General features: G+C 43.1%; 17 protein-coding genes. 14 read left to right on the top strand and 3 right to left on the bottom strand.

Annotated elements, in window-relative coordinates; genetic code table 11:
• Nucleotides 1–427 precede the first annotated feature (427 nt).
• Genes lptB through Q0238_RS12040 form a run of 3 tightly spaced genes read right to left on the bottom strand, consistent with a single transcriptional unit; the run spans nucleotide 428 to nucleotide 1,779 of the window.
• Nucleotides 428–1,150 carry an LPS export ABC transporter ATP-binding protein gene (gene lptB / locus Q0238_RS12050; protein ID WP_297946474.1) on the bottom strand — a complete coding sequence of 241 codons (723 nt, stop codon included), beginning with the start codon at nucleotides 1,148–1,150 and terminating at the stop codon, nucleotides 428–430.
• Entirely contained in the window at nucleotides 1,143–1,550 is a 408-nt protein-coding gene (gene tsaE / locus Q0238_RS12045; RefSeq protein WP_297946471.1) for a tRNA (adenosine(37)-N6)-threonylcarbamoyltransferase complex ATPase subunit type 1 TsaE, read from the bottom strand. The genes lptB and tsaE overlap by 8 nt, the downstream gene beginning before the upstream one ends.
• Nucleotides 1,534–1,779 (bottom strand): RNA-binding S4 domain-containing protein, encoded by a 246-nt coding sequence (locus Q0238_RS12040; protein WP_177386991.1) that lies wholly within the window; start codon nucleotides 1,777–1,779, stop codon nucleotides 1,534–1,536. The genes tsaE and Q0238_RS12040 overlap by 17 nt, the downstream gene beginning before the upstream one ends.
• An 88-nt stretch (nucleotides 1,780–1,867) precedes the next feature.
• On the opposite strand from Q0238_RS12040, the gene Q0238_RS12035 reads away from it, so the two are divergent.
• The 14 genes from Q0238_RS12035 to Q0238_RS11970 form a co-directional block, all read left to right on the top strand.
• Nucleotides 1,868–3,088, top strand: a complete 1,221-nt coding sequence (locus tag Q0238_RS12035) for an argininosuccinate synthase (protein ID WP_177386989.1) — start codon at nucleotides 1,868–1,870, stop codon at nucleotides 3,086–3,088.
• Nucleotides 3,089–3,263: 175 nt separating this feature from the next.
• The gene (gene rplI / locus Q0238_RS12030) at nucleotides 3,264–3,707 is read left to right on the top strand and encodes a 50S ribosomal protein L9 (RefSeq protein WP_297904005.1); all 444 of its coding nucleotides are present in this window, start codon (nucleotides 3,264–3,266) and stop codon (nucleotides 3,705–3,707) included.
• A complete protein-coding gene (hslV, locus tag Q0238_RS12025; protein WP_005870266.1) occupies nucleotides 3,700–4,248 on the top strand; it encodes an ATP-dependent protease subunit HslV in 549 nt (182 codons plus the stop codon). The genes rplI and hslV overlap by 8 nt, the downstream gene beginning before the upstream one ends.
• On the top strand, nucleotides 4,245–5,564 hold the full coding sequence (gene hslU / locus Q0238_RS12020) for an HslU--HslV peptidase ATPase subunit (RefSeq protein ID WP_297946468.1): 1,320 nt from the start codon (nucleotides 4,245–4,247) through the stop codon (nucleotides 5,562–5,564). Before hslV ends, hslU begins: the two co-directional genes overlap by 4 nt.
• 509 nt (nucleotides 5,565–6,073) lie before the next feature.
• Complete coding sequence (gene era / locus Q0238_RS12015; protein ID WP_297946465.1) at nucleotides 6,074–6,943, top strand: GTPase Era; 870 nt, start codon at nucleotides 6,074–6,076, stop codon at nucleotides 6,941–6,943.
• Nucleotides 6,944–7,005: 62 nt separating this feature from the next.
• Nucleotides 7,006–8,526, top strand: coding sequence for a hypothetical protein (locus Q0238_RS12010; protein WP_297942316.1), 1,521 nt, complete (start codon nucleotides 7,006–7,008; stop codon nucleotides 8,524–8,526).
• On the top strand, nucleotides 8,526–9,179 hold the full coding sequence (locus Q0238_RS12005; protein ID WP_295152091.1) for a hypothetical protein: 654 nt from the start codon (nucleotides 8,526–8,528) through the stop codon (nucleotides 9,177–9,179). The genes Q0238_RS12010 and Q0238_RS12005 overlap by 1 nt, the downstream gene beginning before the upstream one ends.
• A gap of 68 nt (nucleotides 9,180–9,247) precedes the next feature.
• Nucleotides 9,248–9,607: a hypothetical protein gene (locus Q0238_RS12000; protein ID WP_177389139.1), complete on the top strand. Its 360-nt coding sequence runs from the start codon at nucleotides 9,248–9,250 to the stop codon at nucleotides 9,605–9,607.
• Nucleotides 9,585–11,093 carry a pilus (MSHA type) biogenesis protein MshL gene (mshL, locus tag Q0238_RS11995; protein ID WP_297946461.1) on the top strand — a complete coding sequence of 503 codons (1,509 nt, stop codon included), beginning with the start codon at nucleotides 9,585–9,587 and terminating at the stop codon, nucleotides 11,091–11,093. Before Q0238_RS12000 ends, mshL begins: the two co-directional genes overlap by 23 nt.
• Nucleotides 11,086–11,916: an ATP-binding protein gene (locus Q0238_RS11990; protein ID WP_297946458.1), complete on the top strand. Its 831-nt coding sequence runs from the start codon at nucleotides 11,086–11,088 to the stop codon at nucleotides 11,914–11,916. Before mshL ends, Q0238_RS11990 begins: the two co-directional genes overlap by 8 nt.
• The gene (locus Q0238_RS11985) at nucleotides 11,909–12,916 is read left to right on the top strand and encodes a hypothetical protein (RefSeq protein WP_297946455.1); all 1,008 of its coding nucleotides are present in this window, start codon (nucleotides 11,909–11,911) and stop codon (nucleotides 12,914–12,916) included. The genes Q0238_RS11990 and Q0238_RS11985 overlap by 8 nt, the downstream gene beginning before the upstream one ends.
• Nucleotides 12,913–13,452: a hypothetical protein gene (locus tag Q0238_RS11980; protein WP_177389145.1), complete on the top strand. Its 540-nt coding sequence runs from the start codon at nucleotides 12,913–12,915 to the stop codon at nucleotides 13,450–13,452. The genes Q0238_RS11985 and Q0238_RS11980 overlap by 4 nt, the downstream gene beginning before the upstream one ends.
• Before the next feature lie 5 nt (nucleotides 13,453–13,457).
• Entirely contained in the window at nucleotides 13,458–15,206 is a 1,749-nt protein-coding gene (locus tag Q0238_RS11975; protein ID WP_177389147.1) for a GspE/PulE family protein, read from the top strand.
• Nucleotides 15,203–16,136 (top strand): type II secretion system F family protein (locus Q0238_RS11970; RefSeq protein ID WP_297946450.1); only part of this gene is annotated, 934 nt, incomplete at its 3' end. The genes Q0238_RS11975 and Q0238_RS11970, both read left to right, overlap by 4 nt.

The following is a 16,136-nucleotide window of genomic DNA, read 5'->3' as shown; positions in this document are numbered from 1 at the left end:
ATTTTAAGACGAACCTACATGCTCTTTAAAAATTTAATACGTGAAATTCAAACTTTGAATAGAATGCACCGTACAATCTACGTTGTGCTTTTAAATTTAATATGCTAAATTTTAAACGCTGGACTCAAATCCCGCCGCCATAACTACTTTAAAAATTTAAAGCGCAAAATTTAACCCCCAGCTTTAGAATCGGGCGCGGACAATAAAATTGGCTTTTAAGATTTAAAGCGCAAAACTAAATCGCTCTATTGTACGGTCGTGGCGGTGGCTTTAAATTTTAATATGCAAAATTTTAAATCAAGTGTCGCGCGTACGACTAATCGCAGCCGTACACTTGAAATTTAAATCGCAAAACTTAAATTATAGAATTTAACCGCACGCGCCGAAAAAAAAGGGGGAGCTGAAAATATAAAGCGCCCTTGCCGGCTTAGATGCTAAAATCCTCGCCGAGGTAGAATTTGCGGACATTTGGATCGTTAGCTATCTCTTTTGCGGTGCCGCCTGCGAAAAGCTCGCCGTCTTTGATGACGTAGGCGCGGTCGCAGATCGCAAGCGTTTCGCGGACATTGTGATCGGTGATGAGCACGCCGATGCCAAGATCGCTTAAATCGCGCACGATGCTTTGGATGTCGCTAACAGCGATCGGATCAACGCCTGCAAACGGCTCGTCCAAAAGTAGGAATTTCGGCGTTATCATTAGGCTTCGCGCGATTTCGCAGCGTCTGCGCTCGCCGCCGCTTAGGCTCACGCCTTTGCGCTGGCGGATCGGCTCGATGTTGAGCAGATTTAACATCTCATCGACCTTTCGTGAGGCCTCCGCTTTATTTTTATAGGTAATCTCCGCGGCAAGCATTAAATTTTCTTCAACGCTAAGCTCCTTAAAGATGCTGCTTTCTTGCGGTAGGTAGCCGATGCCGAGCTTAGCGCGCTTATGAAGCGGAACCTTTGCGATGCTGCTCTCATTAAGCAAGATATCGCCGCCGCTGGCGCTTATCAGCCCGCAGATCATATAAAATGTCGTGGTTTTGCCCGCTCCATTGGGCCCTAGCAGCCCTACAATCTCGCCGTTGTAAAGCTCTAGCGAGATGCCCTTAATGATCGGCGTGCCTTTTATGGTTTTTTTTAGACTCCTGACTTCCAGTTTATGCATAGCTTACCTCGTATTTTCGCCCTTGCGCGTGCGGCGTGATCCTCACTACGCAAAAATCAAGCTCATATTTTTTAAGTAAATTTATCAAATTTTCATCCGCCCACTCGATCAGATGAAGCCCCTCTTCAAATAAATTTTCAAATAGTCCGTTTTTTAAAATCCCCTCACAGCCGCCGTTATAGATGTCGTAATGATAAATTTCGCCATAGTTTTGCATGATCGAAAACGTAGGTGAGCTCACGTGCTCGTCTAACCCGTGAGCCCGCACGATCGCGCGCGCAAGAGTCGTTTTGCCGCTAGCAAGATCGCCGATTAGCAATATTATGCCGCTTTTTGGCAGAGCCTGCACGAGGCGTGAAATTTCATCCTCGCCGCAGATGAGTTCAAAGCTCTTGGACATACTTTGCCTGCTCGCTTTTGGGCGTATTTTTCGCGCTAGGAAAGGCTAAGACTTTAAAGCTTTGTTTTCTATCCAAAAAGCTTATCGTAATCACGTCGCCGATTTTAAGCTCTTTGGCGGGCTTTGCCATGACGCCGTTTACGGCTACGACGCCGCTTTTGCACATATCTTCGCTGATGGCGCGCCGCTTGGTGATATTTACTGCGTTTAAAAATTTATCGATTCTCATAAGCGTGAGTTTAGCGATATTTGCCTTAAAAGCAACTATTAAACTATTTTTGGTAGAATTTCGCCAAATTTTACGTAAAGGATTTGAGATGGCAAAAGATGTAAAAAAGGTCGTTTTGGCGTATTCCGGAGGACTAGATACTAGCATTATTTTAAAGTGGCTCGGCGATACTTACGGCTGCGATGTGGTGACTTTCACCGCAGATATCGGTCAGAACGAGGATTTGGAGCCGATCAAAAACAAAGCTGTGAAACTGGGCATCAAAAAGGAAAATATTTTCGTAGAGGATCTGCGCGAGGAATTTGTGCGCGATTACGTGTTCCCGATGTTTCGCGCAAATGCCGTCTATGAGGGCGAGTATCTTTTAGGCACATCGATCGCGCGCCCGTTGATTGCTAAAAAGCTAGTTGAAATTGCTAAAAAAACCGGCGCGGACGCCATAAGCCACGGTGCGACCGGTAAGGGTAACGACCAAGTCCGCTTCGAGCTTGGCGCATATGCGCTAAATCCCGATATTAAGGTGATTGCGCCGTGGAGGCTGTGGGATCTGAACTCTCGCGAGAAGCTGCTTGCTTACGCTAAGAAAAACGGCATCGATATCGCTTCAAAGCCAGGCAAGTCGCCGTATTCGATGGATGCGAATATCCTTCACATCTCCTACGAGGGCTTGGTGCTGGAAGATCCCGCCCATGCGCCTGAAGAGGATATGTGGCGATGGACCGTAAGCCCTAAAAATGCGCCAGATAAGAGCGAGATCATCGAGATTGAATACAAACACGGCGATCCCGTAAAGCTAAATGGCAAGGCGCTTAAGCCGCACGAGATGCTAGCAGCGCTTAACGAGCTCGGCGCTAAAAACGGCATCGGCAGGCTCGATCTAGTAGAAAATCGCTACGTCGGTATGAAGAGTCGCGGCTGCTACGAAACTCCGGGCGGCACGATCATGCTAAAGGCTCACCGCGCGATCGAGAGCATCACGCTAGATCGCGGCGCGGCGCATCTAAAAGACGATCTGATGCCGCGCTACGCCGAGCTCATCTACAACGGCTTTTGGTTCAGCCCGGAGCGCTTGCTGCTTCAAGAGCTGATAAACAAATCCCAAGAGCACGTAAACGGCAAGGTTAAGCTAGAGCTTTATAAGGGTAACGTGACCGTGCTGGGCAGGGAAAGCAAGAGCGATAGTTTGTTTAATACCGATTTCGTGACGTTTGAAGAGGATAAAGTTTTTAATCAAAAAGACGGCGACGGATTTATCAAGCTAAGCGCGCTAAGATTTATCATCGCGGGCAAGAACGGACGCAAGCTTTAGCTGAAATTTTGCCGCAGGGCGGACAGGCAAATTTCACAAAACGAAATTTTAAAATTTTATCGGAAAAGTAGCGAGCGGCTGCGGGCAAATTTCATAAAATTTCACGAAATTTTAGATCCGCCCGCGCCGCTTATAAAATTTTATAAATTTAAAGCTAAATTTAAAAGGATAATGGATGAAAGTATTATTGATCAAAGACGTTAAGGGGCTCGGAAAGGCGGGCGAGGTAAAGGAGGTCAAGGACGGCTACGGCAACAACTTCCTAATCGGCAAAGGCTACGCTAGGGCTGCTACGACGGAGGTTTTGCGTAAATTTGAAGCGGATAAGAAAAAACAGGCCGAGCTTGAAAAATACGAAGTCGCAAGCCTGCAAAAACTAGCCGAGGAGCTAGCTAAGATCCGCGTAAAGATCGTAAAACAAACGGGCGAGAGCGGCGCGCTTTTCGGCTCGGTGACCAAAGATGAGATCGCAACCGCGCTAAAAGAGCAAAAGGGGATCGAAATCGATAAGAAAATTTTAGAGACCGAGGCTATCAAAACGACCGGGATCTACGACGTAAATGCCAAGCTAAAGCACGGCATAAGCGCTAAATTTGAGATAGAGGTGGCTAGTGTTTGAAGCGACTACCATTTTAGCTTACAAAGGCGCGAAGGGCTCTGTCATCGGCGGCGACGGGCAGGTTACGTTCGGAAACACCGTCTTAAAGGGCAATGCGACTAAAATTCGAAAGATCGGCAAAGAAGGCAATGTTTTAGCGGGCTTTGCGGGCAGCACCGCCGATGCGTTTAATCTTTTTGATATGTTTGAGAAGTGCCTAGACGGCGCAAAGGGTGATCTTTTAAGGGCTGTGATAGAATTTAGCAAGCAGTGGCGCAAGGATAAATATCTGCGAAAGCTCGAAGCGATGATGCTGGTGCTGGACCGCAAAAATATCTTTCTGCTTAGCGGTACGGGCGATGTGGTAGAGCCGGACGACGGCAAGATCGCGGCGATCGGAAGCGGCGGAAATTACGCTCTTAGCGCGGCGCGAGCTTTGGATAAATTTGCTAGTCTAGACGAAGAGGAGCTAGTAAAGCAGAGCCTTAAGATCGCGGGCGAGATTTGCATTTACACGAACGAAAATATCAAAACATACGCAATTTGGGACGAAAAGAGATGATGACGCCAAAGCAGATCGTAGAGAAACTAGACGAATATATAATCGGACAAAATAGCGCTAAACGCACGATAGCTGTGGCTTTGCGAAATCGTTACCGCAGAATGGCGCTCGAAGATGAGATGAAAAACGAGGTGATGCCCAAAAACATCCTGATGATCGGCTCTACCGGCGTAGGTAAGACCGAGATCGCGCGCAGGCTTTCGAAGATGTTTGGACTTCCTTTTATTAAGGTCGAGGCTAGCAAATACACCGAGGTGGGCTTCGTGGGGCGCGACGTGGAGAGCATGGTGCGCGATCTGGCCGCCGCGTCGGTAAATTTAGTGCGCGGCGAGGAATTTGAAAAAAACAAAGACAAGATCGATGATTACATCAAGCGTAAAATTTTAGAAAAAGTCCTTCCGCCGCTTCCGCGCGGCGCAAGCGAGGAGAAGGTCGCAGATTACGAAAAAAGCTACGAAAAGATGGCCGCTAAGCTCGAGCGCGGCGATCTGGACGATCTTAGCATCGAGATAGAAGTAAGCGAAAATGCGCTTGAGTCAAATCCGAATTTGCCGCCCGAGATGGCGAATATGCAGGAAAGCTTCATCAAAGTAATCGGAATTTCGACGCGCAAAAGCAAAAAAGAGATGAAGGTCAAAGACGCCAAGGTTGCCCTCAAAAGCGAGGCTAGCGAAAAAGTCTTGGATATGGAGAGCATCAAAACCGAAGCCGTTAGGCGCGCGCAAAACGAGGGCATCATCTTTATCGACGAGATCGATAAGGTGGCGGTCTCAAGCGGCAATAGCGGCAGGCAGGATCCGAGCAAAGAGGGGGTGCAGCGCGATCTGCTTCCGATCGTGGAGGGCAGCAGCGTAAGCACGAAATTTGGCAATATCGACACCGACCACATCCTTTTTATCGCAGCGGGCGCCTTTCATATCAGCAAGCCGAGCGATCTAATCCCTGAGCTTCAGGGGCGCTTTCCGCTTCGCGTCGAGCTTGACAGCTTAGACGAGGCGGCGTTGTGCGAAATTTTAACCAAGCCAAAAAATTCGCTTCTTAAGCAGTACTCGGCGCTTTTAAAGACCGAGGGCGTCGAGCTGGAATTTAGCGAGAACGGGGTCAAGGCGATCGCGAAATTTGCGGCGAGCACGAATGAAAAAGTAGAAGACATCGGCGCTAGAAGGCTGCATACGATAATGGAAAAGGTGCTTGAGGATATCAGCTTCGAAGCCGATAAGCTTAAAGGGCAAAAGATCGTCGTGGATGAAAAGCTCGTAAGCGAAAAGCTCGCAGACATCGCAAGCGACGAGGATCTGGCGAAATACATTTTATAAGGCGGCACGGTAGCTACTCTTAGAATTCTGAAGAGTCGCGGAATTTTGCGGATAGCGAAAATTATGCGCTCTTAGAATTTGCAAAGCGCTGGAATTTCGGGCGCAAAATGTAGCGGAATTTTAAAATGCGCAGAATTTCGTCCTTTTAAATTTGACGATGCTTTGAAATTTTAAGATTGTAAAATTTCAAGGATGATTTAATTCTGCGCGGTGCGGACTATATATAATGTAGTCGTGGGATGAAATTTAAAATTTCGTTGCTAGTTTGTGAAGCCGCAAAATTTACGGCGCGCAAAATTTGAAATAGATAATATTTTGCGCCTAGGGGAGCGGAATTTACCGCTACCGTGCAGCTTGAAATTTTAAAATTTCATTTGCTTATACGGCGGCGGAATTTTAAAATTTTGCCGCTCGTGCAAGAGCCGATTTGCACGAAGAGAGATTTTAAATTTGCCCATCGGAGCTTAACGCTGCGGTCTCAAGATAAAATTTATAAATTTAAGGAAAATATGAAAAGCGGATTTGTAACGCTCATCGGGCGGACGAATGCGGGCAAGAGCTCGCTATTAAACTATCTCTGCGGCGAGAAAATTTCGCTAGTCTCGCATAAAATTAACGCCACGCGCCGTAAGATTAACGGCATCGCGATGAACGGCGCAGATCAGATGATTTTCACGGACACGCCGGGGCTGCACGAAAGCGCCAAGCTGATGAATAAGCTGATGGTCGAAGTGGCGCTCGGGGCGATTGAGGGCTGCGATCTGGTGCTGTTTTTGGCGCCCGTGCACGACGATACCTCTGAATACGAAAAATTTTTAAATTTAAACGCAGGCACCAAACATATCGTGATTTTAACTAAAATTGACGAAGCAAACGACAAAAAGATCGTGCAAAAGCTGCTGCAATATCAAAAATTTGCCGATAAATTCGAAGCGATAATCCCCGTTAGCATCAAAAAAAAGGTCTATAAAAAGCAGGTTTTGGACGAAATTTGTAAAATTTTGCCCGAACATGAGTATTTTTACGATCCTGAAATTTTAAGCGCAACCAATGAGCGTGAAATTTATCGTGACTTCATACTTGAAGCGATCTTTGAGAGTATGAGCGACGAGATCCCATATTGCAGCGACGTCGTGATGGAAAAAATAGTGGAAAAACCCGGTCTAATCTCGGTCTATGCGAGGATCATAACGGACAGCAATTCACACAAAGAGATGTTGATCGGCAAAAACGGCGAGGCGATCAAGCGGATCGGAATTCGAGCCAAAAAGTTAATTTCAAATTTTTCTAAGGTCAAAATTTACTTAAAATTAACAGTTTTTGTAAAAAAAAGCTGGAAAAATGACGAATTTAGGGTAAAAACCGATTTTATCTATTGACATTTTATTTTATTTCTATTAGTATTAGCAGCGTAGAAAATTTCATTTGGAAGTGGAGTGTTATGGCAAAGAATAGTAAAAATGCTAGTTCGATTGTTGCGATTAACAAAGTCACGCAAACCATATTCGGTCTAAGTGAGAATGAAGTTTTCGAGCACGACTTCTCAAAAGCGAATCGTGCGAAGGAAACTTACGTCTCATATATTCCGTATAAGGATATAATGACTGCGACGGTCGAGATAAGCAGATCGGTAGAGGACGCGGATCTTTTAGATGCGATCGTCGTTAAGGTGTATGAGGAGCTGGGGCTTGACACCGCTTTGGATTACAAAATCACCTATAGTGAGGTAATAGGCGCTGGCGGCGACGATAGAATTTTCAACGTCTTTGTCGTAGATAATGCCAAACTCACTTCAGAATTCGATGCGATCGCCGCTAGGACGAACTACATCGACTATGTGGCTATGGCTCCGTTTTTATACGAGGGCTTGTATAATAGAGGCGTCCTAACTCGCGACGGAATCGACTGCTTCATCTACTTGCAGCGCGACGATGCGTTTTTGGTAGTGTATCAAAACGGCGAATATTTTCAATCTCGTCAAGTAAGATATAACCTAAAATTTTTGCATGAAAAATATGTCGAGCTAGTCGGTAGCAGAGTCGATGAAGAGAGCTTTTATAGACTGCTCTCCAAACAGGGAGTAAATTTAGAAAATCCGACCGAACGCGATTATATGATCCAAATTTTTGACGATATGTTTTACTACATCAACGACGTATTGAACGGTATTAGTAAAATTTACAACGTCAATATTCAAAATGTCTATATTGGAACGGATATCGGTAAAATTCCTGCGATCGAGGTTTTCGTAGAAAATAATCTAAAGCTAAGATACAAGGATTTTAATTTTAACGTTGCAATCAACGCAAAAGATTATCCGCTCACTCAGCTAGATATTTTGATGTTCTTGGTAGGTCAAGATTATTTGGTTACTAAAGACGACGATCACAACTACTCGCCGTTTATGAGACCTCCGCCTTTGACTCAAAGATCAACCGGTAAGCTGATAGGCTATATGCTGCTAGGCTGCTTACTTGGCGCTGTGTATCCTGCGTATAACTTCGGCTATGGATATTATAATAATATGGTAGCTAACGATAAAACTAGCGAATATCAGGGTTTAGAAGATCAAATGGTTCCTGCTAGAGCAGAAAATGCGCGTTTGGATAAAGAGACTAAAGAGGTAAATGCTCAGGCTGCTAAGAGTGGTAAGGAGCTTAACGACAGGCGCGATCTAATTAATGCCATCTTAGATAAGAAAAATAATTACGCTATGAAGGGTGTTTCTATTTTTGAGCTAACCAATATGGTCGTTAAAAATAAGGGCAATATGGTTAGGATCGGTGATGAGAATAGGACTCTAACTGTTCAGGTGCGCACCAAAAACGATAAGCAGATGACCGAGCTTTTAGAGGATATCAGTAAAAAAGAGGTGTATGGCGTGGATACTAAAACAATCGCGCTACAAGAGGGTAATAAAACCGTCTTTTACGATAGCAACATCAGTGTGGAGGTTAAATAATGAAAAAGAAAAGTTCATTAGATCAACTTGATCAATGGTTTGCCTCCAAGGGAAATAGTGCAAATAACTATTTTTACATAGCTTTGTTGTTTGTAGGTGTGGTAGCTTACTTTATTTTGAGTGGCTATGCGGATCCGTATTTAGAGGAGAGCGAAACAAATCTAAGTACTGCCACGACTAAGCTTGAAGGCGCACAGAGAGAGTATAACGAGTTTTTTGGTGGTGATCCTAAAGCTTTCGTTGATAATAAGCGCAATATCCTCAATGGTGCTAGGACCAACCTTAACAATATTATTGAAGAGCGTGGGTATCTAGACGGTAAGCTAAAAGAAATTTCAAAGCTTACCTATAATGAAAAGAACTGGGCTAAATTTATGGATAGCCTCTCAACGATCGCAGAGAATAACAATATTAAAATTTATGCTATTCACAGCGATAGAAGAGAGCCTAGCATCAAACAAATTTTTCAGCCTGAGGCTTTGCTGGATATAGATGTGAAATTTGAAGGAGCATTTTCGAACGTCCTTAGGTATATCAATCTTATAGAACAATCGGAGATGATCGTAGATGTAAATAAGATGGATATCAATGCCACTAAAAATGGCAAAATCGGTGGAAGCATCGGTATATCTATCTGGGGAGTAAATTACTAATGAAAAAGTTAATTTTATGCTCTTTGCTACTTTCTACTGCTCTATTTGCTGTAGATAATAATCAGACGGTGGCGCCTAGTAATGGAGCCTATAAAGCTAAATACGATGCGATATTCGATGATCTTAGTAAGCCTAGAGTAGGTCTTAGTGATGAGCAGATAGCTTCTTTGCAAGATCCGTTTTATCCTAAAGAAGCCAATGCGCCTAGAGAAGCTAATCAGCAAGTGGATCTAGGTTATCAGCTAGTAGGTATTATGGGCGATAAGGTTAAGCTAAACGATAAGTGGTATGGTTTGGGCGAATATGTAGGTTCATATAAGATCGTGCAAATAACGGGCAATAGCGTTATTATTACCAACGACGATGAAAATAAAGTCGAACTAACACTAAAACAAGGAAGTCAAAATGTCATTATTACATATAAGTAAAAAGCTTAGCATAGCTGCTATGCTTGCTTTGTCTGTTACGGCTACTAGTCTATATGCCGCTCCCGCAACTGCAGGTAACTGCGATAGGAAGGCGCTAAATATTAAGATTAACGATACCGTTACGCTAAACGAGATGCTAACTCAGCTATCCGATATGTGCCGCTTTTCAGTGGTAGCAAAAGATGCTATCGCTCAAGAGGAGATGAGTAAGCCACTGCAAGGCGTAAGCATCAAAGACCTTTCTTTACGCGAAGTTTTAGATCTACTCATAAAAGAGAATAATCTAAGCTATGAGTATTCTCATGGCATATTAAAAATTTCAGCGCTAGAGACTAGGACTTTTAAAGTGGATTACATCACCTCTATTAGAGAAGGCACTGCTGTTACTAAATCTTCTGTCGATTCCGCACCTACGAAAGTGGATGATAGCGACGATAAAGAAAATAAAGAAGATAATAAGATCACTACCAAAGAGAAATTTGATTTTTGGGAGAAGATTAGCGAGGAAATCACCTCTGTTTTAAATAACGGTACCGAAAAATACGTTGCAGTAGCCCCTATTATAAATCAAAATGCCGGTTTAGTAACCGTTACTGCTATGAAGTCTCAGATAGCTCGCGTCGATAGATATCTAAGCGGTATGCAAAAACGCCTTAGTCGCCAAGTCTTGCTAGACGTAAATATCATATCTGTCGAGCTAAATAACGAATACACTACCGGTATTGATTGGAGTAAATTCCAATTGGGATTTAATACCTATGTAGGCGGAGATCCAAAGAAACTTTCAGGCTATCACATAGATAACGGAAATAGAGGAAAGGCTAGCGATACTCACGGAACTTGGACAATTGGAGCTAATCTAAATTTCAATATTGACGGCTTAATTAACTTCCTAGAGACCAAAGGTAAGACTAAGATTATATCTAGTCCTAAGGTAACTACGATGAATAATCAGCCTGCTATTATCTCTGTAGGTGATACCATTAACTATGTATTGAAATCCACTACTACAGGTGATTATCAAGGCGGAGATACTCAGTCAGATGATCAGTATTCGATATTTGTAGGTATTCTTTTAAATATCTTGCCTGAAATTTCAGATGATAATAGGATTATGCTACGAATTAATCCGTCTTTAAGTTCTCTTAAATATGCAGAAGATAATGTAAGGAAAGAGAATGGCAGAAGAGATATCGCACCTGATACCTTGCAAAAGAAACTCTCAAGCGTCGTTTGGGTAGATGATGGCGATACTGTAATTTTAGGCGGTTTGATTGGTGCAACTAAGTCCAAGAATAACACTAGGGTGCCTGTGCTAGCTGAAATTCCATTAATCGGAAATCTTTTCAAAAGCACTGCCGATGTTTTGAGCACATCGGAGCTAATCTTCGTAGTAACTCCACATATCATCGACAATACCGGCGCACCGCTTGCTACCTCTCTTAAAGAGCTAGGTTACTCAAAATCCATCTACGAAAATGAGTAATAACTATACGGCGATCAAGGAGATTTTTATCGAGGATAACGAAGTCTCAGACTTCGTTAATCTCGATAAATCGACCCTTGCTTATCATAAAATTTTAAATGCTTTGCAAAAGCCGTTAAAACTTATACTTTTCTACGGCAAACCGGGCTGTGGCAAGACATTTTTGCTTAATAAGATCAAGGTTGATCTTGAAAAAAAGGTAAGAGTAGTATTTGTGCCGCAGCCGTTTTTTGATGAGAAAGAATTTTTCTTAGAGCTTTATTCGCAGATTTTTCATTCAACTCCTAGCGAGCCGATTGATAATTATGAAAATTTTATGCGGATTTATAGAGAAAGATTTGGCATCTCTACCAATGTCGGAGCGGTAGAGCAGGTCGTTATTTTGCTCGACGAAGCTCAGCTGTATCCAGGAAATTTAATAGAAAAAATTCGCCTTATGGCAGATACCAGATTATTTAAATTTTTATTTACAGTGCATAAGACGGACGAGGAAGATCGCCTCGCGAAGGATTATTTTAAAACCAGAATTTGGGAGAGCATTGAGCTTCCTAATTCAAATTTAGGCGAAGTCAAGCTGTATATTGAAAAGAAGCTTGTGCTTCATGGCTTTCAACAATACTATTTTATGTTTAGCGACGATAATTTCGATTTGATTTTAAATTTAACGGACGGCAATATGAGGAACATCAACAAGCTTATGTATAAGATGTATGAGCTTTTTGAGTATTACGAGGTAAATAAACCTACGGAAATTAGTTTTTCGCAGATTAATAATAAAATTATAGAGATGGCAGCGATAGGCTCGGGGATAATAAATGCTTGAATTTTACGAAGTAAACGAACTTGAAAAAAAATGGGAAGAGTATAACAAAAATAGAAAGCAGTTTTCTTTCCTGAAATCTAAGCCGAATTTCGTATTGAGATTTGACAAGACGATTTTAGGGCTTTTGATATTGATCTCGGTTGCGATCGGAGCGATATTTTGGCTGCTTAAAGATAGTGATAGCGTCAGTATGGCAAGTATTAATCAAAATATTGAGGATAAGGGCGGAGCTACAAATTCTGCTAGTGATGCCGAGCAGCAGGCGGCTGATCTTGCAGTGCAAAATAATATCTCCAAAGAGGATTATAATATCAGTGCGCCGAAAGTTGCCCACACCTCTAAACACGAAAAGGAACGCCCAAGCTTAAATTTAAACGATGTGGGTGTGCTATCCAGCGAGGATTCCGGTGGGTTTAAGATAACCAATAATTACGAAAATGGCGGAAACTATGGCGGGCAGGCTCAGGCGCAAAATTTCGGCGGTCAAAATTTTGGCGGACAGAATTTTGGCAATCAAAATGCTCCTACATTTAATGTGCCTAATACCAATAACGCAGCTTTTGCAAATCAGCCGCCTAAAAACGAGGTTATAGATTTTGGGCGTGCTCCATTGCCGCCTAAATCAAATTTCTCTGGAGGTTCTACAAATACCGCAAGTAGCGCTCCGCTAAGTTCTAGAATTGAGATAAAAACTTCAAATTTAAGCGAAGATAAACAGAGCTTGGAGAGCAAATTTTACGCGACGAATAAGATTGAGTATTCGCTATCGCTAGCTGAAGAAGCGTATAATAAGAAAGACTACGACAATGCGATCAAATGGGCTCTTACGTCAAATGAGCTTGATAAGGACAACGTCGCCAGCTGGATAATTTTTGCTAAAGCCAATTATAAAAAGGGTCGTAAAGAAGACGCGCTTTACGCTCTTGAGACCTTTAACGCAAAGGCGAAAAATAACGAAATTTCTAACCTAATTTCAAAGATAAGAAGCGATAAACTATGAAAATTTTATATATTTTAGCTTTTGCGATCGCGTCGTTATTTGCAGTTAGTGCCGATGACGTGCGCAACTGGGATCAGATCGGTCAGTACAACCGTATCTGCCAAGAAAGCGTGCGAAATTTATTCATCGAGGAGCAGAGCGAGGCACTTGCAAATATGTATGCTAAAGCGTGCCTCAAGATGGACAAAGTAAATGAGCTCGTCGTGCCTACGGTGATGCTTTATAAGACGAAAGAGGCTCGCGAGAATGCCTCTCTTTATTCGACCATAATTTTTCAAAAAAAGATGCTTTATTTAGCGCTTTGTGATGGCGTGGATATTAGCTATATACGCACGCCTAAGATCAATTATATTTTGTCTGAAATTTTTGATAAATTTACGGAGAGAGCATACGTAAAAAAGAGTGATACGTATGTCTTTACCCTAGAAAACGGCGAGCGTGCCGAGCTTTTTATCAAAGAAGAGGAAGAGGTAAAAAAGATGGTAATTGCAATTTATGCTGGCGATAAGCTTAGCTCGATTAAAATTTATTGGTGATCGCGATGACGAAGATTGAAGAGCAAATCGTTGCGATTTTAATAAGAAACAATATCCTTACTAGCACCGTTGTTCCGGAAATAAAGGACAAGATGGATATCGGCTTGACGCTAGGCGAGGTTTTAGTCGGAGATAACTATCTAAGCCAGGATGATTTTTGCTCGATTTTAGTTGAGCTGTACAAGCGTCGTCAGATAGCATTTGACGATATAAGCGAAAAATTTTCGATGGATCCAAAGGAATTTTTGCAAATTCTAGCTAAAAAGATGAATCTGTCGTATATGAATTTAGATGATATCGATATAGACTTCAGGCTATCGGAACGCACTCCTACCGCACAGCTTAAAAGATACGGCGTGATACCGGTTAAAGCGGATGATCTGAATATTTACGTTGCTTTTTCTGATCCGTTTAATCTTGAGTCGCAAGATAAAGCGCAGGCTATGTTTAGCAAACAGCTGCTTAAAATCGTAGTAGCCGATCCAAATCAGGTAAATAAATATCTATCTAAGCTTGAGCTTTCAGAGAGCATTAAAGGGCTCGTAGCGGAGATCCGCAAAGAGCTTGCTAACACCGGCGGTAGCGGAAGTAGCGATGATACCTCGGCGATTTTGAAGCTCATTGAGATGATAATTAGTCAGTCTATTAAGATGCGCGGTAGCGATATTCACATCGAACCTACCGAGAATAACTGCGTCGTGCGTACCAGAATAGACGGAATGCTTGCTGAAATTTTTATCTTTGATAAGGATATCTATCCGCCGCTAGTAAGCCGATTGAAGCTACTTTCGAATATGGATATCGCCGAGCGTCGCAAGCCGCAAGACGGCAGGTTTAGTATGAAAATTTCAGGTCGCGAATATGACTTTCGTATCTCGACGCTGCCTATCATCAACGGCGAATCTACCGTTATGCGTATCCTTGATAAATCGAAGGTTATCATCAGCCTCGAAAAACTAGGCATGCACCCTGATAGCTTTAAGAAATTTAATAACGCTATGAAGGCTCCATACGGTATTATCTTGGTTACCGGACCTACTGGAAGCGGTAAGTCTACGACGCTATATGCGGCGCTAAACGATATTAAAAATATCGATACTAAGGTCATTACCGTAGAAGATCCGGTCGAGTATCAAGTAAATTTAATCCAACAAGTTCAAGTTAACGAAAAAGCAGGTCTTACCTTTGCTTCAGCATTGCGCTCGATCTTAAGACAAGACCCCGACATCATAATGATTGGTGAGATCCGTGATCAAGAAACCCTTAGGATCGCGATCCAGGCTGCTCTTACAGGACACTTGGTTTTCTCGACCCTACACACCAACGACGCCGTTAGCGCGATCCCGCGAATAGTGGATATGGGTATAGAGGCCTACCTCATAAGTGGTGCGCTCATTGCAGTAGAGGCACAGCGTCTCGTGCGAAAGCTTTGCCCGCACTGCAAGCAGCCTACGAATCTGCCTAAATCGATGCTTGATCAGCTGAAGGAATTTTTGCCTGAAAAATACACATTTTTCAAGGCCGTAGGTTGCGATCAATGCGGTCAGACGGGCTACATGGGGCGTGAGATGATTAGTGAAATTTTACCTATTACCGATAAAATGCAGAGCTTGATCGCTAACGGCGGCTCAAAGGACGATATGAGAGCCTTGGCGAAGGAGGAGGGTTTTATAGATATGTTTGAAGATGGTGTTATACGTGCTGCGCGCGGAGTAACTAGTATAGAAGAAATTTATAGGGTGGCTAAACAATGAAAAAGCAATTAGAAGTTGAATACAACGCCAAGGGCGCAAGAAGGAAGATGTTTTTGCAAGCTAGCGATAAGGTGCAAGCAAACAATCTCATGAAGCAGCGCGTAGGCGGGACGATCGTAAAAAGAGGTGAAACCCAAGTCGTAGCAAATACGGGCGGCGATTTTAAGGCGCAGGTTTCGCGCATGCTAGGCGGTAGCGGAAGAGTTAGAACACTGCCGTTAGTAGCGTCGATCCGTCAGCTTTCGGTTATGACAAATGCGGGAATTTCAATCCACGACTCGATCAAAGAGGTCGCAAGGGCGGCAGAGGATAAGACGCTAAAAGAGATTTTTAGTGCTATGAACGACGATCTTAACGCGGGTCTTAGTCTTACCGAATCTACGGAGAAATTTAGAGGTCAGCTTGGCGATGTCGTCGTTGCGATGGTAAGTCTGGGCGAAGCAACCGGTAATATGGCAGAATCCCTAGCCAAGCTTGCCGCTATGCTTCAAGAGCTTTGGGAAAACCAGCGTAAATTTAAAAAGGCGATGCGTTATCCGATAATTCTTATGATCGTTATGGCGATTGCGTTTTCTATTTTGATGATGTATGTCGTGCCGAAATTCCGCGAGATTTTTGAGGATTTGGGTGCGGATCTGCCGCTGCCTACTAGAATTTTGCTCGGCATCGAAAGTACGCTTAATAATTATGGAATTTTTGTTTTAGCGGGTATCATACTTACTATTGTGGGGCTTAGATGGGCGTATCGCAATAACGATGAGTTTAAAAAGGGCTTTGACAAGACGATTTTAAAGGTCTACCTATTCGGCAAGATTATATTTTTCTCTACGATGTCGCGATTTATGCTTATTTTTACAGAGCTCGTGCGAGCGGGTATTCCTATCGCTGATGCGCTGGATACATCTGTTTTAATGGTGGATAATCATACTT

Source organism: uncultured Campylobacter sp. (assembly GCF_938045775.1).
Lineage (GTDB): Bacteria > Campylobacterota > Campylobacteria > Campylobacterales > Campylobacteraceae > Campylobacter_B.
This window is presented reverse-complemented; position numbering and strand designations above follow the sequence as displayed.